At 36.8% G+C, this 21,495-nt stretch carries 17 protein-coding genes and 2 pseudogenes; 2 read left to right on the forward strand and 17 right to left on the reverse strand.

Annotated features, from left to right (window positions below; all coding sequences use genetic code 11):
• Positions 1-99 precede the first annotated feature (99 nt).
• From M3183_RS14795 to M3183_RS27460, 10 genes and pseudogenes are all read right to left on the reverse strand, one after another.
• Positions 100-897, reverse strand: coding sequence for a carbon-nitrogen hydrolase family protein (locus tag M3183_RS14795; protein ID WP_251470870.1), 798 nt, complete (start codon positions 895-897; stop codon positions 100-102).
• A 44-nt stretch (positions 898-941) separates the two neighbouring features.
• Positions 942-1,964 carry a TRAP transporter substrate-binding protein gene (locus M3183_RS14800; RefSeq protein ID WP_251470871.1) on the reverse strand — a complete coding sequence of 341 codons (1,023 nt, stop codon included), beginning with the start codon at positions 1,962-1,964 and terminating at the stop codon, positions 942-944.
• Positions 1,965-1,981: 17 nt separating this feature from the next.
• Positions 1,982-3,271: a TRAP transporter large permease gene (locus M3183_RS14805; RefSeq protein ID WP_251470872.1), complete on the reverse strand. Its 1,290-nt coding sequence runs from the start codon at positions 3,269-3,271 to the stop codon at positions 1,982-1,984.
• Positions 3,272-3,339: 68 nt separating this feature from the next.
• The gene (locus M3183_RS14810) at positions 3,340-3,789 is read right to left on the reverse strand and encodes a TRAP transporter small permease (RefSeq protein ID WP_251470873.1); all 450 of its coding nucleotides are present in this window, start codon (positions 3,787-3,789) and stop codon (positions 3,340-3,342) included.
• The gene (locus M3183_RS14815) at positions 3,776-4,531 is read right to left on the reverse strand and encodes a creatininase family protein (RefSeq protein WP_251470874.1); all 756 of its coding nucleotides are present in this window, start codon (positions 4,529-4,531) and stop codon (positions 3,776-3,778) included. The genes M3183_RS14810 and M3183_RS14815 overlap by 14 nt, the downstream gene beginning before the upstream one ends.
• 61 nt (positions 4,532-4,592) lie before the next feature.
• Positions 4,593-5,216 (reverse strand): GntR family transcriptional regulator, encoded by a 624-nt coding sequence (locus M3183_RS14820; protein ID WP_251470875.1) that lies wholly within the window; start codon positions 5,214-5,216, stop codon positions 4,593-4,595.
• Between the two features lie 593 nt (positions 5,217-5,809).
• A complete protein-coding gene (locus M3183_RS14825; protein WP_251470876.1) occupies positions 5,810-6,676 on the reverse strand; it encodes an ROK family protein in 867 nt (288 codons plus the stop codon).
• Between the two features lie 95 nt (positions 6,677-6,771).
• Positions 6,772-7,731 carry a mannose-6-phosphate isomerase, class I gene (gene manA, locus M3183_RS14830; protein ID WP_251470877.1) on the reverse strand — a complete coding sequence of 320 codons (960 nt, stop codon included), beginning with the start codon at positions 7,729-7,731 and terminating at the stop codon, positions 6,772-6,774.
• Between the two features lie 89 nt (positions 7,732-7,820).
• Positions 7,821-8,228 (reverse strand): annotated as a pseudogene (locus M3183_RS14835) (PTS sugar transporter subunit IIA); the annotation flags it as partial.
• The gene (locus tag M3183_RS27460; RefSeq protein WP_396953726.1) at positions 8,209-8,406 is read right to left on the reverse strand and encodes an HTH domain-containing protein; all 198 of its coding nucleotides are present in this window, start codon (positions 8,404-8,406) and stop codon (positions 8,209-8,211) included. The gene M3183_RS27460 and the pseudogene M3183_RS14835, both read right to left, overlap by 20 nt.
• A 313-nt stretch (positions 8,407-8,719) precedes the next feature.
• On the opposite strand from M3183_RS27460, the gene M3183_RS14840 reads away from it, so the two are divergent.
• Entirely contained in the window at positions 8,720-9,703 is a 984-nt protein-coding gene (locus M3183_RS14840) for an LCP family protein (RefSeq protein ID WP_251470879.1), read from the forward strand.
• A 468-nt stretch (positions 9,704-10,171) separates the two neighbouring features.
• On the opposite strand, the gene tkt is transcribed toward M3183_RS14840, so the two are convergent.
• From tkt to M3183_RS14865, 5 genes and pseudogenes are all read right to left on the reverse strand, one after another.
• Complete coding sequence (gene tkt, locus M3183_RS14845) at positions 10,172-12,184, reverse strand: transketolase (RefSeq protein WP_251470881.1); 2,013 nt, start codon at positions 12,182-12,184, stop codon at positions 10,172-10,174.
• A gap of 75 nt (positions 12,185-12,259) precedes the next feature.
• A complete protein-coding gene (locus M3183_RS14850) occupies positions 12,260-13,534 on the reverse strand; it encodes a PTS ascorbate transporter subunit IIC (RefSeq protein WP_251470882.1) in 1,275 nt (424 codons plus the stop codon).
• A 71-nt stretch (positions 13,535-13,605) separates the two neighbouring features.
• The gene (locus M3183_RS14855) at positions 13,606-13,893 is read right to left on the reverse strand and encodes a PTS sugar transporter subunit IIB (protein WP_251470883.1); all 288 of its coding nucleotides are present in this window, start codon (positions 13,891-13,893) and stop codon (positions 13,606-13,608) included.
• Positions 13,890-15,977: a BglG family transcription antiterminator gene (locus M3183_RS14860; RefSeq protein ID WP_251470884.1), complete on the reverse strand. Its 2,088-nt coding sequence runs from the start codon at positions 15,975-15,977 to the stop codon at positions 13,890-13,892. Before M3183_RS14860 ends, M3183_RS14855 begins: the two co-directional genes overlap by 4 nt.
• A 178-nt stretch (positions 15,978-16,155) precedes the next feature.
• Positions 16,156-16,773: pseudogene (locus M3183_RS14865) on the reverse strand (ROK family protein).
• A 190-nt stretch (positions 16,774-16,963) separates the two neighbouring features.
• Between M3183_RS14865 and M3183_RS14870 the strand changes: the two are divergent.
• A complete protein-coding gene (locus M3183_RS14870) occupies positions 16,964-18,382 on the forward strand; it encodes a glycosyl hydrolase (protein WP_251470885.1) in 1,419 nt (472 codons plus the stop codon).
• A 145-nt stretch (positions 18,383-18,527) separates the two neighbouring features.
• Here the strand turns inward: M3183_RS14870 and M3183_RS14875 are convergent, their stop codons facing one another.
• Positions 18,528-19,775 carry a hypothetical protein gene (locus tag M3183_RS14875; protein WP_251470886.1) on the reverse strand — a complete coding sequence of 416 codons (1,248 nt, stop codon included), beginning with the start codon at positions 19,773-19,775 and terminating at the stop codon, positions 18,528-18,530.
• 247 nt (positions 19,776-20,022) lie between these two features.
• On the reverse strand, positions 20,023-21,342 hold the full coding sequence (locus M3183_RS14880; RefSeq protein WP_251470887.1) for a UDP-glucose dehydrogenase family protein: 1,320 nt from the start codon (positions 21,340-21,342) through the stop codon (positions 20,023-20,025).
• Positions 21,343-21,495: the final 153 nt, after the last annotated feature.

Raw genomic sequence — 21,495 nt, forward strand, 5'->3', positions numbered from 1 at the left:
TCTATATTTAAAAAGTACAAAACAGAAGACTCAATACCAACTTCCGTTTTGTACTTTAATTTTTTCACCATAAAACCATAAAGACCATTCCCAGTAAATCTACTTATAATAAAATTCAGGTCTCCGATTTTCAATACATGGCAGTTTTGCCCGGACCCGTTTAATGCGTTCTAGATCCACCTCGGCAATAATTAAAATCTCTTCTTCTCCCGCGCTGGCAATTTCTACTCCCATTGGGTCAATAGTTGTGCTGCTGCCAGAATATATGTTGCCAATTTGGTTTGCCCCCACGACAAAGACTGTATTTTCAATTGCCCTTGCCTTTAATAAGGTCTTCCAATGGAATTCCTTCATATCCCCTGTAACCCAGGCAGTTGGGATAATTAATATGTCAGCCCCTTGTAACACAAGACTTCTTGCTATTTCAGGGAATCGTAATTCATAACAGATCATTAATCCAATGGTGCCAAAATCAGTTTCTACTACACCAAAGGATGCATCTCCTGGTATCACTCTATTGGACTCTTTTGTTGTAAAGGCATCATACAAATGTGTTTTTTGATAACTTTTCACCAAGTTTCCGGACCGGTCTAGAAAGACAATTGTATTGTATGCGCGTTCCTTTTCTCCAGGCTTTGTTTCATACATTCCAAAGATAATGTTGATCTGATGTTTGCGTGCTGCCTCTTTCATTCGGGTTACAAAATTTCCATCGAGCGGCTCCGCAACATCGGCAAGATACGTAGTAGCTCTTGCTGGTACAAACGCCATAAAGATCTCAGGAAACACAATGAGGTCTGCTCCTGATTCCTTTGCTTTTGCAATATATTTTACAGCCTTAGCCAAATTAACGTCTTTGTTCCTGTCAGCTGTTAATTGCGCCGTTGCAATTTTCACTTTCTCCACCCGCCTATAAGAAAATTTTCATGCTGTCGGTAATCCTATTTCTCTTTTCTTAGCGCCTGAATTTCCTCATATACTCCGTCCCCAAACGCTTCAGGGGCAATATCCTTCCATACGTCTTTCGTAGCCTCCTTGAATGCTTGAATATCCGGTTTAATAAACTTCATTCCATGCTCTTTTAATGTTTGAATATATTTTGCCTCTTCCTCTTTATATTTCTTTTCAATGGCTTTAGAGGCTGTTGCCCAATCCTTTTCTATCGTATCTTTTTCCTCTTTTGAAAGAGAATCGTAAGTTTTTTTGTTCATAATTAAATAACGGACAGGCATGGCGTGATACGTTTCTATCACGGTATCTTGGACTTCATAAAGGCTGCTGCTTGCAATTAGTTCATAAGGATTTTCCTGCCCATCAATTACCCCCTGCTGTAAGCCTGAAAAAACTTCAGTAAAAGCCATTGGAGTAGGTGAAGCTCCTAGTGCTTTCCATGTCGCTATAGAAATTTGGTTGTTTGGCACTCTGATTTTTAAACCTTTTAAATCCTCCGGAGTCTTAATATTCTTACCCTTCACCGTTAGAACACGGGGAGCAAAATATACATATCCTATGACTTTAACCCCTGCTTTTTCCTCGATTCGCTTTCCTAGTTTTTTCCCAATTTCCCCATCCAACACCCGATGCATATGATCACTGTCTTCGAATAAATAAGGAAGACTCATGGCTTGAGTTGCCGGGACATCAGGGATACTACCAGTTAAAGCGAAACCAAGGGTACCTAATTTTACTCCTTCAATAATTTCTGCCTCATTCCCAAGCTGTCCGGCAGGAAAATGCTTTACATCAATTTTTCCGTTTGTATCTTTCTTTAGATTGGAAAAAAACTCATCCATGCCAGTTGAATAAGGACTTTTAGCTGAAACAACGTCTGCTGATTTCATTTTCAATACTTTTGATTTTTCTTTCGATCCGCCATTTGCTGAATTACTCCCACAAGCTGTCAAAAGCAGTAACATAACACTAGCAATAAAGATACTTATCGTTTTAAAACTTTTCATCTTCATATTACTCACCCTTTTATTTAATTTAATAGATTAGGTATAAATAATGTTAATGAAGGAACTAAGGTTATTAAGATAATAACGCCTAATATTAACAGCCAGAATGGGATTGCCGCCCTGGCAACTGACATAATGGGAACATCAGCAATGGCAGATGTGATAAATAGATGTAAGCCTATTGGAGGTGTCAACAGACCTATCATCAGTGAAACCACCATAATCGTTCCAAATTGAATAGGATCGACCCCTAGACTTAAAACTATTGGAAATAAAATAGGTGTAACTAATAATATGATAGGTGTTACTTCCAGCACACATCCAAGGAGCAGAAGCATAAAAATAATGATAAACATAACAATAGTTGGATTGGTGCTTATATTCAGAATGAAATCACCAAATAGGTCCCCAATATTATTAAAGGTTGCTGTCCAGCCGAAGAGTCTTCCTGCTGCGATCATAAGCATAATCATTCCGCTGGCAAGTCCAGCCTGTAAAAAAATATCATATAAAACTTTAAAGGTTAGCGTTCGATAAATAAGCCCGCAAACGATTAAAGCATACAATACTCCCAAAACCGCTGATTCAGTAGGACTGGCCAATCCTGTTATGATGCTGCCTAAAATTAATACAGGCATTCCAAGCGGCAGAATTGCATTTTTTGTGGCACTCATTTTTTCCTTAAATGAAGATTTCGGCATCCTCGATAAGCCATTTGATTTAGCATAAAAATACAGATAAACCATCATCGAAGCAGCCATCAGTACACCAGGGATTACACCCGCCAAAAACAATTTGCCAACAGATATTTCTGCCAGCCCGCCTAGTACTATAAAAGGGATACTTGGCGGAATAATGGGGCCAATGGTAGAAGCACTCGCAATAATGGCTGCACTTTTTTCCGCAGAATAGCCTTGACTTTTCATAGCCGGAATGAGTACAGACCCTGTTGCTGAACAATCCGCTACCGCTGATCCGGATATACCCGCCATCACCGTATTGAGCGCTACGCTAGATTGAGCAAGACCACCATGCCAGTGGCCGACAATTTTATTTGAAAACTCTACTAACCTACCGGTAATTCCCCCTCTATTCATAATTTCCCCAGCTAAAATAAATAATGGAATAGCAGTAAAAGCAAACGAATCAACCCCGCCAAACATATATTGCGGCACCACTTCTATTGGAATCATAGCATCTTGAAAGAAATTAGCAGAACCAATGACAAATACACAGCTTAAAACTAAGACCAACATTAGATCCATTCCTAAGAAGATTAAGATGAACATGGAAATAAACAATATTGATAGCATACGAACTACCTCTCTTTATGGATTCCCATTGAATAGATTCTCCACTTTTTTTCTAAGGCCACAACAGATTAATTCGGCTGATTAAGACTTTTGAAATCTTTTAAAAGGCGTATGATAATTAGGAAATAACCAACCGGCATAGAGATTAAGAGAATACCTTTTGACAAATGCATGAGAGGTGTGACACTATCCCATAATTGGTTAATCAGTAAGAAGCTGGTATACACCACAAAGGTGAGCAGGCAAATACTTGCTATTAATACTACTCTATCAAGCACTTTTCTAACTTTTTGTGGAAATTTATCTGTTACCAACGTAATTTTAAATCCTTTGCCCTTATAATAGGCAAGTGCACCTCCCAGGAATGATGCGTAAATCAAAATAGCCCTTGAAAGCTCCTCTGTCCAGGTAAATGGACTTCCCAACATCCTAGAGAATATCTGAATACTTACCACAATGGTTAAGAGTAAAAGGATAGCAGCAACAAGGACTTCAAACAGTTTTTCAATCCACTTCATATATCCCCCAACTTTCTTTTAAGAAATGAAGAATACGGTCAACGGAGCGTTCTACTAATACTTTCCCTTTCTCCACTGTTCCTAAAGTGGCATCGCCAATGGTGCCGGAATTTGTTTTATGGGAAAATGCAATATACTTTATAATATCTGGAAAAGCATCGCCGATTTTTGGAGGTTCATTAATTACCTTTTCAAGATCACAAAGTCCCGGATAGAGATACATCATGACCGATGTTCCTGCTTCACTCGCATGGGCATGAGCCAATTCTCCCGATTCGATGACTCCATCACAGTGGTTTTTAATAAAACGCCAGTAATCAATCTGAGCACATTGAATATCATTACTTTCCTGTAAATCCCTTGCTATTTGAGTGATGATGGGAACATTACCTTGGTGAGTATTTACAAAAAGGAACTTTTTGAAGCCCCACTTTTCTAAGCTTTTGACGGAATCCCATAAATATTGTTTAAAATGCTCAGGTTTTATTATTATAGTTCCTGGAAATTCCCCTAATGCAGTAGAATCTCCGACCTCTAATGTTGGACCGATAATAGCATTTACGCGTTCAGCAAGAAGTTCGGAAATTTTCACGGAAACTAATGTATCCGTTCCTAATGGCAAATGCGGGCCGTATACTTCAAAAGCACCAGTTGAAAGAATAACAAAATCCGTCTTCTTCTTTCTTTCCTCGAACTCCATCCAGCTCATTTCTTTAAGGAAATTTGTTCTTTTTGGTGACATTCCAATACCTCCATACTTATTTTGGTTTGAAAATTCAGATAATTATATTTAAAAAAATAACTTAAAATATTAAATTCCTTTTCCCGCCATTCAAATGATTAGTCAATAAATCTATGGCGGACTCGATATCTTTCTTTTTCATATATGTTATTATTTTTTCATGCTCGGTAATCAATTTAAGCATTTCATCAGGCCCAATCACCCTTGATCCAGCTGTATATTGTAGTTCTTTTACATCCGAAAACATTTTGATAAAATAATGATTCCCGGTAACTGTCAATAAATAATAGTGAAAAGCAGCATCGTTTTCTCTAAATGTGATAAGGTCTTTTTCCTCATAAGAGCTCTTTTGCCTGTCAATGATTTCTTTGATATTTTTATAATCTTTATCTTTCATAAGTAAAATAGCTTGTTTTAATGAAAAGGTCTCAATAGCAACGCGCATATCTATTAAATCGTACAGCCGATTGACGGACATTTTGGAAACCAAAACCCCTTGATTTGAAATAATTTTTACAAACCCCTCATACTGCAGCCTCTGCAGTGCCTCCCTAATTGGTGTTCTACTCATTTGCAGCTCTTCAACTAAGCTATTTTCAGAGAGATGCTCCACATCACTGTTAATAATTTTTTGTTTAATCTTCTCATAAGCAATATCTTTTAATAAAAGTCTTTTAGTGGACAATAAATTTCACCTGCAGTACCCATTTATTTTTATAAACCCCCTTATTTATTTAAGAAAATACAATTTCACGTACAGGGTTGTATACAACCTATATTTAAAACATATACGGGGAATTTGAAATATATTCTGGAAAGTTGAAAATATTTTTAGGGGGAATTACCTAGGAACAATTATTTGATGCTTAACTGTTTACGGCAATAGTGGATAATGGAGAATACGACTTTATAGAAGATTTAAATCAAATGAGGATAATCAAGAGGATATTGCTTTTGGATTAGGTAGAAAAACAACGGTCGATATGGAATCGGATAGAGTCTGCAAATCTTTCGGGGCGTGACTAGGCACCCATATGAATGGCCCATTTCCTGCCATGGCAGGACCTTGTAGATTATGTAGAAGTTTCCTTTTCAAGCGCCATCAGTTACCTTCTATTTTTCCAACGGATGTTGTAAGCACACTCATAACAACATCCGTTGGAGTGATTAAATGTTAATACTATTTACATAGATTGAATGAAAGCACAGGGAAAGCTTGCCCCATTTTACGCAGCAAAGGGATTGCTCACAAGCTTTCCCTCTGCTTCAAAGTATTGTTCATTTTAATTTATCCAAAGTTTGCTGTGCAAGAATTAGTGCCCCCACAACCCCAGAATTGTCCCCTAACCCTGGACCTACAATATAAGAAGGAAGATCAGGCAATATAATGTAGTTGTTCATTAACTCCGGCAAATGTTTATAAATGGATGCAAATACCTGCTTTTGTTTCATGACTCCTCCTCCAAGAATGATCTTTTTGGGGGATAGAATCAAAATGTATTGCATAAGGGCTTGAGCAAGATAGTATCCCTCTAAATCCCAAACTTCCGAGTGTTCCACTAGGTTAATGCCTTGATCACCCCATCGTTTTTCGATTGCAGGACCTGACGAAAGCCCCTCAAGGCAATCTTGGTGGTAGGGGCATTTCCCTTCAAACTTGTCATCTGGGTGGCGTCTCACTAGAATATGACCCATCTCTGGATGAGAAAGCCCTTGTAAAATTTGTCCATTTACAATAGCTCCTGAACCGATTCCTGTCCCAACAGTAATATATAAACAACTATCCAGTCCCTTTGCACCGCCAAGAGTAATCTCCCCTAATGTAGCTGTATTTACATCTGTAGTAAAACCAATCGGAACATCAAAAGCTTCTTTTAATGTTTGGACAAACGGATAGTTTCTCCAACCTTCCTTTGGTGTGGTAGTAATATAACCAAATGTAAGGCTTTCCATATTTACATCAATCGGTCCAAATGAACCTATCCCTATGGCATCCAGTGAAAACCGATTAAAGAACTCATTAACCTGTTTCATCGTAGTACCAGGTAAGGTTGTCGGTATTTGAATTCGCTCCACTATATTTCCTAACTCATCCCCAACTGCACAAACAAACTTCGTTCCCCCTGCTTCAATTCCACCTAACATCGCCGATCCCCCTTTCATAATTCTTATAGGCAACACATCGAAGCAATTAACCTTCTAGCACAAAAAGACCCTAGGACCTAGGGCCTTTACAATTTTTATTCATGGGATACTATAAGCTCCGCTTGTCCTTCCAGCTTATACTCACGAACACCATAAGGAAGAATAAAATGACTGCCCTTTCTTAACTCAAAAGACTGTCCATTAATTGTAAGAGCAGCTTGTCCGTCAATTACGCTTGCTTGTAAATAGTCTACGGTCATTTCACAAGCAGCCTGGCCGTTTAATTGCCAATGATATACAGTAAAATACTGTTCCTCTACTAATTTCTTTTCCACTAAATCGCCGTTCACTAATTCTGTCTGATCAACTTTAGCGTCCTGATGTGGAACAGTTGTTACCTGTTTGGCGCGTTCCAAATGCAATTGGCGTTTGTTTCCTGCTGCATCTGTCCGGTCATAGTCATAGACACGGTAGGTGATATCAGAGCTTTGCTGTGTTTCAAGGATGACAATACCTTTTCCGATAGCATGAATGGTACCACTTGGAACATAAACAAAGTCCCCGGCCTTCACCTTCACATGTCGTAAAAGTTTGTCCCATTCACCTTGATCGACCATTTGTTCCAATTCTTCTTTCGTGTTGGCAAGATGGCCTAACACTAATTCCGACCCTTCTTCAGCACTTAACACGTACCAGCATTCCGTTTTGCCATAAGGAACGCCCTCTAATTCACGGGCAAATTGGTCATTTGGATGCACTTGAACAGATAAATCATCAGCCGCATCCAGGATTTTCACAAGCAATGGATACTCCCCCTGCTCGTCTGGTTTCTTATGAAAGAGCTCCTTATTCTCATTCCATGCATCGGCCAAAGTTTTTCCGGCAAGCGGGCCATTGGTAATAATACTAGGGCCATGAGGATGAGCTGAAATCACCCAAGCTTCCCCTGTCTTATCATTTGGAATCTCATAATTGAATTCTGTTCTTAACTTTTGCCCGCCCCAAATTCTCTCTTGGAAAACTGGCTTTAAAAAAATCGGTTCATTATTATACATGATTAACCTCCATTAGATGTCCAGGACGGGTCTTCTGCTTCTATCAACAGAAGGAAGCAAGAGAACCGTCCCCTTGCTTGGCTGCTTTTTTATTGAATACTCTCTAGTAGTTTATAGGCTTCTTCTTTAGAAGACACCTTTAATAATTGCTCTCGGAAACTGTCATCCATGAGTTTACGTGACAGCATTTGGAATATTTTCAAATGGGCATCCCCTGCTGCTTTTTCCGGTACGGCAATCACAAAAATCAACTTTGCAGGTGTACCAACTAAGCTGTTCCAGTCAACACCGTCACGCTTAATTCCGAAGGCCACAGCAGGACGGTTTACCTCATTTGACTTACCGTGTGGTATAGCAATGTTCATGCCAAGCCCTGTTGAACTTTCCGTTTCACGGTTTAAAATGGCTTGTTTAAACTCCTGCTTAGAATTTACTATACCATTTTTATCAAATTTGGCAATAATTTCATCGATCACGTCATCGCGAGTAATTCCTGTTCGGCTTGAGAATAAAGCTTGCACTGGGATACTCACTTAGATAATACTCCAACCGGTCCAAATCATTCCTTACGGTCTTCTCCGAATAAGCAAGTCGTGCCGCCAAATCCTTACTATTTAATGTCCTTTCATTCTGAACGAGCAATATTCTCAATAGTTCCTTCTGTCTGTTATTCATCGGATGACCTGTTCAAAATCAGATATATCAAAATTTAACTTTAATTGGAATCTGAATCAAATGGAGAAAATTAAAGTCCTTACTTACTGGGGAGAATATTAATTGGTAGTAGAGTTGTAAGTAAGTGAAAATATATTAAACTAGAGGATTCGGGGAGAAATCAAAATCCTAAGAATAAGTACCCCTCCTCACTCGACAAATCCCTCCAAATTCCAACAGATTGATATTGAAACCTGTATCCAAAAATAGTAAAATTAGTCCATAATTTTAATACTATAAAATTAGCAAAAGGAATTTTGCAACGGAGGATACGATGAAAAAGAAAAAGATTAGTAAGTGGAAGATAATTGGTCTGTCCATTTTAGGTGTTCTTATTTTAGGCATTGCTGGTTTCGCATATGAATACTACCAGTTACAGCCTAAAAATCACTTTAAAACTGTTCCGGTTGTCAGCAATGGAAAAAACGATAGTAAAGACCTACCAGAGACAGCAAATGTTAATGATCCTGTATTCAACGTCTTATTGATCGGTTCCGATGAAAGAAAGGGCCAAAATATTGGCCATTCCGATTCCATGATGCTTGTTCACGTTGATTTAAAACAACAAAAATACAATGCGATTAGTATCCCTCGTGATACCCGTGTCCATTTAGATGGTTACGGATATACCAAACTAACGAGTGTTCAATATATTATTCAAGCTACACAGGGGCCTAAAAAAGGTGTTGAGGCAGCTGTTACAGCCGTTAGCGAATTAACCGGTGTCCCTATCAATTACTATGTAGAAACCAATTATGGCGGATTTCAATCAATGGTTGAAGCCGTTGGCGGTATTGATATGAATGTACCATTTGAAGTGAAATTAACACATCCATGGTATGGTGAAAATAAAAATAAAGTGATAAGCCCTGGTGTACATTCTTTCGATGGAAAAATGGTGACAGAAATTGTCCATGAACGCTATTCATTAAAAAATGGAGAATTTGGCCGCCAAAAGCTGCAAGAAGAGGCATTGAAAGGCGTTGCAAAAAAGGCACTCAGCCCAAGTAATATTACTAATTTACCTTCATTAGTCAAATCAATTGATGATTTTGTTATTGCAACGAATATGTCAACATCTGATATGTTAAGCCTAGGCTTATCGGCAAAAAATTTCAATCCAGATAAACAACTTACCTATTATCAGATTCCTGGCGAAGGAAAAAGAATGTATGATGATATTTTAAAAAATACAAACTACCAATTAGTTGTTGATCAACAAAAAATTGATGAAATTGTTTCGACGAACTTTCAATAAAAATTGCTAGTCCTATAAAAAATGCTATCCCTAACTTATATCAGTTTTTGGGGTAGCATTTTTTAAATTCCACTGTACTATGGCTATGTCGAAAACTTTTTCCTCTTCACTGCCAAGCTTCTCTTTTTTCCGCAACACTAGTTTGATATATTAAAGCAAATAAAAAGTAATTCCTTTCCTTATTTACAAGTAATACTCCTCAATCAACCCATAAGTTGAAAACGCTCCCATATAAGGATAAATTAATTGCCAATTGGAAATCCTTAAGCTACATAACTAGTTAGGAGTGAGTTCTTTGGAAGAACAGGAAAATTTCTTGGTCGGTCTTTTATGGGGGACATCTCTTAGTGTTCCATTATGGCTTGCGTTTTTCGGCTGGGTTAAAATTATGGCCCATTTTCTTCTATAAACCTTACCTTCAACAAAATAGTAAAAGGCAGAGGATCCCCTCCGCCTTTTAATTAGAATTCAATCCAATATGTTCAGCAGCTTCTTCATATTCTCAACAACATCATTTACTGTAAAATGAATCCATTCAACTAAATCATTTGCATGACCCGATGCGCCGTATTTATCAACACTCATCACCATACCGTCGGATCCTACATATTGTTCCCATCCATACTTTGAACCCATTTCTACAGATAACCGCTTAGTAAGCCTTTTTGGCAGGACTTCCTCCTTATACTCGGAATCCTGCTTCTCAAACAATTCCCAGCTTGGCATACTAACGACGTTAATCTCGATTCCATCCTCATGTAAAATAGCTTGAGCCTTTAATGCTAGTTCAACTTCAGAACCAGTCGCTATAATAATTCCTTCAGCTTCTCCTATAGCAGGTGAAATCATATAGGCACCTTTTTGAACACCTTCTAAAGAGGCATTCTCCAAAACAGGTACATCATGACGCCCCAACGCAATTACGACAGGTGTTTTCTTGGATTCAATGGCAACTTTCCAAGCTCCAATGGTTTCAATTGCATCAGCCGGTCGAATGACAGTTAAATTAGGCATTGCACGCAGCGATATTAAATGCTCAATCGGCTGATGGGTCGGCCCATCAGGACCAAGCAAAAAGCTATCATGGGTAAAAACATATGTCACCGGAATCTCCATTAATGCAGAATGCCGTATGGCAGATCTCATATAATCGGAAAACACAAGGAAGGTGCCGCAATAACCTTTTACCCCGCCATGAAGTGTTAAACCACTGGTGATGGATGCCATTGCAAATTCACGTACACCAAAATGAATATTGGGCCCAGAATAGTCTCCCTTTTTCATAAAACGCTGATTATTAATCGTTGTTTTATTGGAAGAAGCAAGGTCAGCAGACCCTCCTACAAGTGTCGGAAAATCATTGTACAAACGATTTAAGACTTCACCAGAAGCAGAACGGGTTGCCATTTTCTTCGTATTGAATTTCCTTAAGGTTTCTTCACCAAGAGTAAATCCATCATTAATTGTCTTTTCCAGCTCTGCCGCCAACTCGGGATATAACTTTTTATAATTCTTGAACAGCAGGTTCCATTTTTCCTCTTCCTGTTTCCCTTTTTCCTCTATTTCTAAAAATGATTCTTTTACTTCCTTCGGGATATAGAATGGTTCTTTATATTCCCAGCCGTAAGCCTGCTTGATTAATTTGGATTCCTGCTCCCCTACCGGATTACTATGAATCTTTGCTGTTCCTTGAAGATTAGGCGAGCCAAATCCAATTACATTTTTCACTTCAATAAGTGTCGGCTTGTCATGACAAGATTTAGCCTCATCAATGGCATCAGAAATCGATTCTAAGTCATTTCCATTCTGCACTTGTAATACCTGCCAGCCCATTGCTTGGAATTTCCCTTGAACATCCTCTACATTTGAAATATCAACTGGTCCATCTGAAGTAACATCATTTGAATCATACAATACAATTAACCGGCCAAGACCAAGCTGCCCTGCAAGTGAGGCTGCTTCCTGAGCAACCCCCTCCATCAAGTCTCCGTCACCGCAAATAGTAAATGTATAATGATCAATAACATTAAAATCCTCTCGATTAAACTTTGCAGCCAGGTGGGCTTCTGCGAGTGCCATCCCGACAGTAAGCGCCAGTCCCTGCCCAAGAGGTCCCGTTGTGGCTTCAACTCCAGGTGTTACATGTACTTCAGGATGTCCGGGAGTCCGGCTATTTAACTTTCTAAAACCCTTTAAGTCCTCTATAGTCATATCATATCCTGATAAATGTAATAGGGTATACAGCAGAATGGAACCGTGCCCGGAGGTAAGAACAAATCGGTCTCGGTTAAACCAATCTGGATTTTTTGGATTGTGCTTCATTTTATTCTTCCAAAGTACGTAAGCCATTGGTGCAGATCCCAGCGGCATTCCCAAATGTCCGTTTTTTGCATTTTCCACACTATCTAAACACAACGTTCTAATTGTATTCACCGATAATTCGGCAATACTACTCCTTGTTGAATCGGCAGTGTTCTTCAAATTTGAAACCCCCAATTAACTTTTCGTCCATAGGCATTATTCTCATCAGTATTCTGCAAATAAGGAACTACCAAACTAGAAAATGAATTGGATTAACTTACCAATATAATAAACTAGTAAACCAACGATATTAAAGTCCGTTTCTGGAAAGGCTGTCCCTTTCAAACCAATGTTCTCCATAATCGGATAAATGGTAGAAGGCCCAATAGCTATTAAAACGCCAACAACAAATGAACCTGCAACTGCTCCTTTCCAGCCTCCAGTAGCGTTACCAAATACACCGGCAGTAGCACCAATAAAGAAGTATGGAACTGCTACAGGAATAATAACAGCCATATTTAACACTCCGAAGGCAAACATACACAGCAGGCCGCCGACATAGGAACTTAGGAAACCAATAACCGTTGCTGTCGGGGCAAACGGGAATACAATTGGACAGTCTAGAGCTGGCTTAGCATTAGGGATTAAACGTTCAGAAATACCTACAAACGCATTCACAATTTCCCCTAAGAGCATACGGACCCCTGTAATAATGACATAAAGCGATGCCGCAAAGCCAAGTCCCTGGAACAAAGGATATACTAACCAATTCACACCTTTAGACAATGTCTCAACTTCCGTTTTACCGGCAGCAAAAGCTGCAATATAAAAGAAAACAATGATAGTAATACTTACTCCAACGACGTAATCCTTAAAGATGGATAACCAGCCTGGAAGTTTCAAGTTTTCTGTGCTGTCTTCCGGCTTTCCAACTTTTGACCCAATCCAGCCCGATAAGGCATACCCTACTGTCACATAATGGCCAAGTGCCAATTCATCGTCACCGGTAACCTTCCGCATATATGGCTGGCAGATCGCCGGAAACAATGCAGCACATATCCCTAAGAGAATACCGCCAACCACTACAATGGTTGTATTACTAACACCCAAAGCTTTCATCATAACGGTTAGCAGGGCAGCTAAATAAAGATTATGTTGTCCTGTTAAAAAGATATATTTTAACGGTGTAAATCTTGCTACAACTAGATTCATAGCAAAACCCAGCACCATTACTAACGATACCGTAGTACCAAATTTTTGTTGTGCTAGAGCGGTGACCGCCTCAGCTAGAGGCAGGACTCCTTTAAGTCCAAAACCTGCCGCAAATAAATCTTGGAAACTTGATAAAGCTACAACCGCGGCCCCGGAGCCAACACCAAATACTAGGAATCCAACAATGGTTTTTAAAGTTCCAGAAATAACATTATCAATGGATTGCTTTTGTAAAATTAACCCTATAAAAGCCATAAGGCCAACTAAAATGGCAGCAGAGCTTAGTAAATCAAACACAATCACCTTAATCAGTTCCATTTGGATATTCTCCCCTCAGTGCCAATTATTTGTATAAAACTAGACTCAAAACTGCTGTATGTGAAAGATTATTAGGAAACCTGGCTTGTTTCCTCTAGAAACTTCTCAAGTTTTTCTTTAATTTCTTTTTTATCCATTAGATTTTGAATCCCAATAATGTATTTTACTTTTCCTTTTAAATCTGGAACCAAATCTGCCATTGTAATCAGTAGATCTCCCCTAAATTGGCTAACGGCATCAATTGAATTATGTTCTGCTTTAATCGGAAATTTATTTTCTCTGATTACTTGATCCACTTTAATCTTTAACATCATACTTGAACCCATTCCTGTCCTACATGCTATTAAGGCTGTTTTCATATTTTTTTCTCTCCTTTTTCATATGCTAAAATAAATTCATAAACTTCATGAGATTCTTTTGCACTATCAAGTTTTTGAAAAAACTCAGGACGTTCTAATAGTTCCACTAATTCTGCCATTGCCGTTAAGTGTGTTTCATTGTCAATCGCACTTAAACAGAAAATATATTGAACCGGATCATTGTCTTCGTTTCCAAAATGAATAGGATCTTTTAATCTATTTATACTGATGGCAATCTCTTTTGATCCGCACTCGGGTCTTGCATGGGGCAGAGCAACATGTTCCGCAATGACAATGTACGGGCCAGACTCACTTGCTGAATCGATCATGGCTTGAATATATTCAGATGAAACTTTCGCCTCATCCACAAGGGGCTGCCCTGCCTTTCGGATTGCATCCTGCCAATCATCTGCTTCCACATTTAATTGAATTAAATTTTCACTGATAATATCACTTAGCATGGGCTCCTTCACTTCCTGTGGACCTTTTTTATTATTGGTAAACAGCTCATATAAACTAGTTTCTAATCCTGCTCTATCCTTTATTTCTGCATAGTTATCTATGATTTTCATCATATGCTGAATAGAAGGCTGATTGAAAACTGGCTTTCCTATGAGTGTATATACATTTTGGATAAACTTGAATTTTTCCAAGCTGCTCATAATTGGATTCACGATAATAAGCGGGATTCTTGATGTGGTTAATTTTGCAGAAGGTACTGTGGAAAACATGATGTCGGCTTTTACTTTAATGGAATCCAATTGTTCAATCTCCAGCGGGGGATGAAATTCAAATTCTGGAAACATTTCTCGAAGTTCTTTATACAAAATAGCAGATGTTCCTACCCCGCTCGGACACACGATCAGTGCATTCTTTTTCCCTGTAAATTCTTCATTCATGTTGGTGATAATAGAAGCAAAATGAATAATGAGATACGCAACTTCCTCATCCGGAATGTCATTTTTAAAAATGGCGCTAAAGGGTCTCAAAGTCTCCCTTACTAATTTATAGAGTTCCTTATATTCTTGTTGAATTTTCAATAATAAAGGATTTACAATGGGCAGCCTGAATAAAAGACGATAGTACGCTGGCCGAAAGTGCATAAACAGTTGGGTAACGACCTTTTCATATTCAAAGAAACGTACACCCGATAAACTTTCAAAACGATTGACGATTCCTTTGACCAGTTCTAATATAACAGTTCGATCCCTGGTGTATTTAGTTATATCACCAACCGATAAGCCTAATATCCATGCACCCAAATATTCCTCTTCTTCTTGGGATTGAACGTGAAAACTCTTTAATAAACTCTTGGCAAAGTGAAACTCATTCGTATTTTTAAGAATCGATTTGTTTCTTCCTTTAGAAGGAATTTGGCCGCTGTTCTTTATCCTGGATAGAATAAAGATAAAGCTATAAATAAATTCCAGCATCCTATTTTCAACAAAATTAATAGACCAACTTTCGGAGTTTTTTTGTACAATGGGCTGAACATCTTGTAATAGCATCAATTGATTCTTATTCGTATACCAATCTAACAGTTTTGAACCATTCGGATAGGATAAGATGTTAATGACAAACCCCATCATGCAGTAGCGAAGATTCCTTTCATCTCCTTTTAAGGAATATCCCCTTATACGATCATAAATTATCTGTACATGATAGTCTTTAAGATGGTTGTTTAAATGTTTCATATCCTTTAAAGCGGTTGTTTTACCAATATCAAATAAGGAGATCAAATGATTTATAGAAAGATAATCTTGATGATTAAAAAGAAAAAGATAAATGAATGCCATTCTCTCTTTATCTCCAAACATGTATGCAGCTGCTGCTTTCTCAACTCCTTTCTCAGATAATTGCTTTATAACATATTGCTTTGTTTCAGGTGGTACAATAATCCCTTTTCTCTTTAATTTTTCTACTTTAGGATACTTACACTCCGATAACCAATCATTAATCTTTAACAGGTCATAATCAATCTGTCGTCTTGTTAACCCCGTCCTTTTCTGGATTTCTTCAAAACTGATTAAATCGTACCTTATTAACAAATCTAATAATTGAAGACTTCTTTGTTCAAGCACCATTGGTTACCTCCTAATCTCATCATACGTTGGAAACGCATTCATAATAACGTCTATTGGGGTTATAAAATGTAAATACTATTTACATAGATTGTATTGAAGAACTGGGATGGTTTGTCCGTCCTTAAAACAACTAAGGAATAAAAAAACAGAGCTGCCTATGCTTCCAAGGATTGAAGGATCATTTTGATTCATCAAAAGCTTGTTGGGCTAGAATAAGTGCCCCAGAAGTTCCGGCGTTATCACCTAAATCAGGACCTACAATATACGGAGTAAAATCTGGTAAAGTAATGTAGTTGTTTATTACCTTAGGCAAATGTTTATAAATGGATGCAAATACTTTCTGTTGTTTCATGACTACTCCGCCAAGAATAAGCTTTCTTGGAGATAGAATTAAAATGTATAGCATAAGGGCCTGAACAAGATAGTACCCTTCCAAGTCCCAAACCTTCGAGTGCTCCACCAAGTTAATCCCTACATCACCCCAGCGATTTTTTATAGCAGGTCCTAACGCAAGACCCTCCAGACAATCTTGGTGTTAGGGGCATTTTCCTTGATATTGGTCGTCGGAATGACGCCTAACTAGAATATGGCCCATTTCCGGATGGGATATCCCTGCTCAATTTAACCGTTTACAACAGCTCCTGCCCCCAATACCTGTACCAACAGTAATATATATACAACTATCCAATCCTTTTGCAGCGCCAAGAGAAATTTCTCCTAATGCAGCAGCATTTACATCCGTTGTAAAACCGATTGGAACCCCAAAGGCATCTTTCAACGCTTGGACAAATGACATAAAGGGGGATATAGTTGATCAGATTCAAATTCCGACCCCATTTAGATAACCAATTCCAATATCCATTAAATAAATGATAATGTTATAATAGCAGAAGGCACAAAAAGAGTTATAAGAAATTGAGGTATTGGCTTCAAAAATAGAAGAATAATTTTTAGAAAAAGGTAATTTGATTTAAGTGGTGAATTCTGTGAAATCTCTTAATAAAACTTCTATAATCATTTTTTTAGTCTGCTTATCAATTATATTTCTTAACAAGGGAAATTTGGAATCAAATTCAAATGACTGGATTATTTATCAAGCAGAAGACAGTTCATTAAATGGTGTTAATGTTGCTAAGAACACCTCAAATTATTTAGGAAAAGGTTATGTGACGGACTTCAATAATCCAAAGGACTTTATAAATTTTAAGGTGAATGTTCCTAATAAAGGATTATATGTACTAAAAGTTCGTTATTCAGTTCCCACCGGTCGGGGAGATAAGCGTACAAGAGTTATTTTAAATGGAAAGGATATAGGGGAAATCGTTTTACTCGAATCTGAATCAAATAAATTTACTGAAAGTACCGGTAAAATTATAAAATTACAAAAGGGAATAAACACGATTAAATTTTTGTCGGATTGGGGATATTATAATTTCGATAGTATTAAAGTAAAACTTGCTTCCTCTAAAGATATTAATAGTATTAGAAATAACCTTGTTAACCATAACGCTTCAAAAGAGGCAAGGAGACTTATGGCTTTCTTAGTAGATAATAATGGAAAAAGTATAATTTCCGGTCAACAGGGTCTATCTTATGTTGATTGGATTTATAAAGCCACTGGAAAAAAGCCTGCTATTGTTGGATTCGATTTTAAGAATTACTCTCCATCTCTAACTAGTCACGGTATAGCATCAAACCAAGTGCAACAGGCAATTGAATGGAGTAGAGCAGGCGGAATCGTCCAATTTCAATGGCATTGGAATGCTCCGAAAGATCTTAAAGAGTGGGATAAAGGATTTTATACAAAATTTACATCCTTTGATATTGAATATGCATTAGACCATCCTAAATCAGAAGAATATAAGTTAATTATGCGTGATATTGATGCTATTGCTGTACAATTAAAAACACTTCAAATTGCGAAAGTACCAGTTTTATTTCGACCGTTACACGAAGCAGAGGGTGGCTGGTTTTGGTGGGGAGCTAAGGGTCCCGAAACTGCAAAAAAACTTTATAAAATAATGTTTAACCGTCTCACTTATCACCATAAGATTAATAATCTTATATGGATTTGGAATTCATTATCTCCAAACTGGTATCCAGGGGATAATTATGTAGATATAGTTAGTTATGATTCCTATCCTAATGTAGGCAATTACGGATCGGCTAAAAATAAATACGAGCGTTTAATATCGCTTGTACGGAACAAAAAATTAGTTACCATGTCAGAAAATGGATCTATACCGGATCCTGAGAATTTAATAAAAGATAAAGTAAGTTGGAGTTGGTTTATGACGTGGTCTGATTTTATTAAAACTAAAAACAGTTTAGAACATGTGCGAAAAGTTTATAATAGTAAAAATGTAATAACTTTGGACAAATTACCTGAATTTAAAAAATACTAGGTTACCCAATAAATGCTTTAAATACTTTGCTATTTATATCCCTTACCATCATAAATTTCCAAAAAATTTTACGTAAGTTTGAGTTAAATACACTTATTAATATTAAAAAGCTCCCGGGCTGAAATAAATCCAACCCGAGAGCTTTTTACGCAACTATTTTCACCTTTTTATTTTTTTTCTTTACTAGTTGTTTATTTAATTTTAATCTAAATCTATTTTTATTTGGTACTAAAGTTAATAATATAAAAATCAAATAGATTTTATGCGGTTGTAACAAGTTTCCTCCTAGAAACAAGTACATAAATAACAACGCAGTGGAAATCAATAATGAAATCTTATTTCTATAAATATTCCACAAAAAGAAGATAATAAAGATAAAGCAACCAATAAAACCGTATTCAATAATTAGTTTTGGTATAGGTGTAAAATTAGCTGTAAAATCTAAGGAAAGATTATCGGCTTTTCCTGGTCCAATACCAAATAAATAGGCAAAAATAGAACCATCAGCATATTGAGATAGAGCTTTAAAAGGAGCAAAGAATCTAATGTATCCACTATTAGTTGTGCTTGAGCCTGTAAGTTCATAAGTTCTGCTAAGAATAACACGTCCCAAATCAGTATTAAAAAACCATATTGCAAGTGGTATAAGGACAGTAGAAAAGCCTAATACCTTTTTTTTACCCAATTTCAAAAATGCAAAAATGCCAAATATAGCTACGACTAATAATCCTGTTCCTGATAATGAAATTAATATTGCCGAAAAATATAAGAGCAAATATTTAAATCGTTTAAAATAAACAAATTCAATTAAGATTGCAACTGATAAGAATTGTGAAAAGGTAGAAGGCTCTAACATGAACATACCATTTGTTTTCATAATTTGCGAACCATAAAAAATAGGATAGGTCGTGTTATAACCTGATGCCACAAATTTTTCCGGCAAAAAGGCTAATAAATCAATATATGGTGCCCCTATGAATTGAATTAATAATTGTATGATTCCAATAAAAGCAATTATACTGGTACATGATTGGAGGTAGAGAAGAATTTTTTCGAAAAAAACAGAGTCTTTACTCTCCAATTGAAAAATCAATGGCAAGTACAAAATAAGTAAATAAAAAATAGAAAATGCAGAATAGCTATCTTGAAATAAAGTAATTAAAAGTAAACTAACTGAAGCGGTTAGATACAATCCAAAACTTAGATTGTTTATTCTAATTTTATTTGATATAGATAAAAGGAGGATTCCTAATAAAGTTATAGGGAGTATAATCGGCACCTGAAACCCACCTACCGAAATAACGATCCTTTCGGCAAAAATCATTGAAAAAATTATAAATGCTACCATTCTGTATTCGAATGTTTTATTACTTAAAAAGGGTGTTTGAATCATGATACGCTCCTTATAAATAAAATAAGAACCATATTAAAGTGTACAATAACTTGCATTATTTTAACAGGTTAAAACAAAATATTATTTTGGTAAATGCTTATTTACATTTAGATGATTTTTGTACTATTTTTTAAAGTATTCTTTGGCTTACTTCTTTCGGATAAAATAGTGGTGGTTTGTTCCTTTATTTTTTAAGTAAAATTCCCCCTCGTCTAACCCAGCAGCAACAAGGAGGAAATTAAATTCTTTATACCAATGACACCTCTAAAGTATTAACTGTTTCTCTTCCAATAGAATCATATATAATCTTCGACTCTCGGACATTTAAAAGATCATAGCAATTCCGACCATCAAGTATGATAGGGTTTCTCATTAATTCGTTATACTTTGATAAGTCAAAATCCTTTACTTCATCCCATTCAGTAAAGATAAAGCAAATATCTGTATCCTTAAGAGTTTCCTCAATCGAATGGCAGTAACTTACGCCATTTGGATGTAATCTTTGGAAGTTTTCAATGCCAACGGGATCCCAGGCTTTTACATTAGCACCGTCCTCAAGCATAATTGGTATATTAACTAACGACGGTGCTTCTCTTAAATCATCAGTTCCTGGCTTAAATGTTAAACCTAAGACAGCCACACTTAAGCCTTTCAGACTATCAAAATACTTACGGGATTTCTTAATTAACTTTAGTTTTTGATTTTCATTTACATCTATGGCTGCCTTAATCGTTTTCAACTCGTAATCGTGAAAATTAGCTAGCCAGTGTAATGCCTTTGTATCTTTAGGAAAACAAGAACCGCCATAACCAATTCCAGAATTTAAGAATCGATTGCCAATTCTGCTATCATACCCCATTCCAAGGGCTACATCCTCAACATTTGCTCCAATAATTTCGCATAGGTTCGCGATTTCATTAATAAATGAAATCTTCAGAGCTAGGAAGTCATTAGAAGCGTATTTAATCATTTCTGCACTCTTCCTATTGGTAAGAACAACCGGTGCATCAAATTTATTGTATACTTCCTTAAGAACTTTACCTGGGTCTTGATCTTCTACTCCGATAACAATTCTAGCAGGATGTAAAGTATCTCTTACAGCAGTACCCTGTGCTAAAAACTCCGGATTAGATGCAATATGAACATTAACATTGTGGACAAGCTTTGTTTTAATTAAATCCTCAATTTTATCATTTGTACCAATTGGTACAGTCGATTTCACTACGACAACGCAATCCTTTTCAATACTTTCTGCTATCTGTTCAGCTACTTCATAGACATAAGTTAGATTGGCTGATCCATCATGTTTTTCAGGAGTCCCAACACCAATAAAAATTACATCCGCATCTTTATAAGCTTCTCTGTAATGTGTTGTGAAGTTCAATCTATTCAAGTTTTTAACCATCAATTCATCTAGCCCTGGTTCGTAAATAGGAGAAATTCCTGAGCTCATTAAGGCTACTTTTCGTTCATCTATATCCACACAAGAAACAATATGTCCCTTTTCTGCAAGACAAACACCCGTTACCAAGCCGACATATCCAGTTCCCGCCACGGCTATTTTCATTTATATTCCACCTTTATTATTTTATAAAAAAGAATATTTTATCTATAAAAGTTATATTAATTAAAAAGAAGAAACCAAAATTATTATAAACCTATATTCTTTTTAAGTATATATAAGTCTCTATACAAGAAACCCAATTTTAGGAAAGGTAAC

This window comes from Neobacillus mesonae (assembly GCF_023715155.1).
Lineage (GTDB): Bacteria > Bacillota > Bacilli > Bacillales > Cytobacillaceae > Neobacillus > Neobacillus mesonae_A.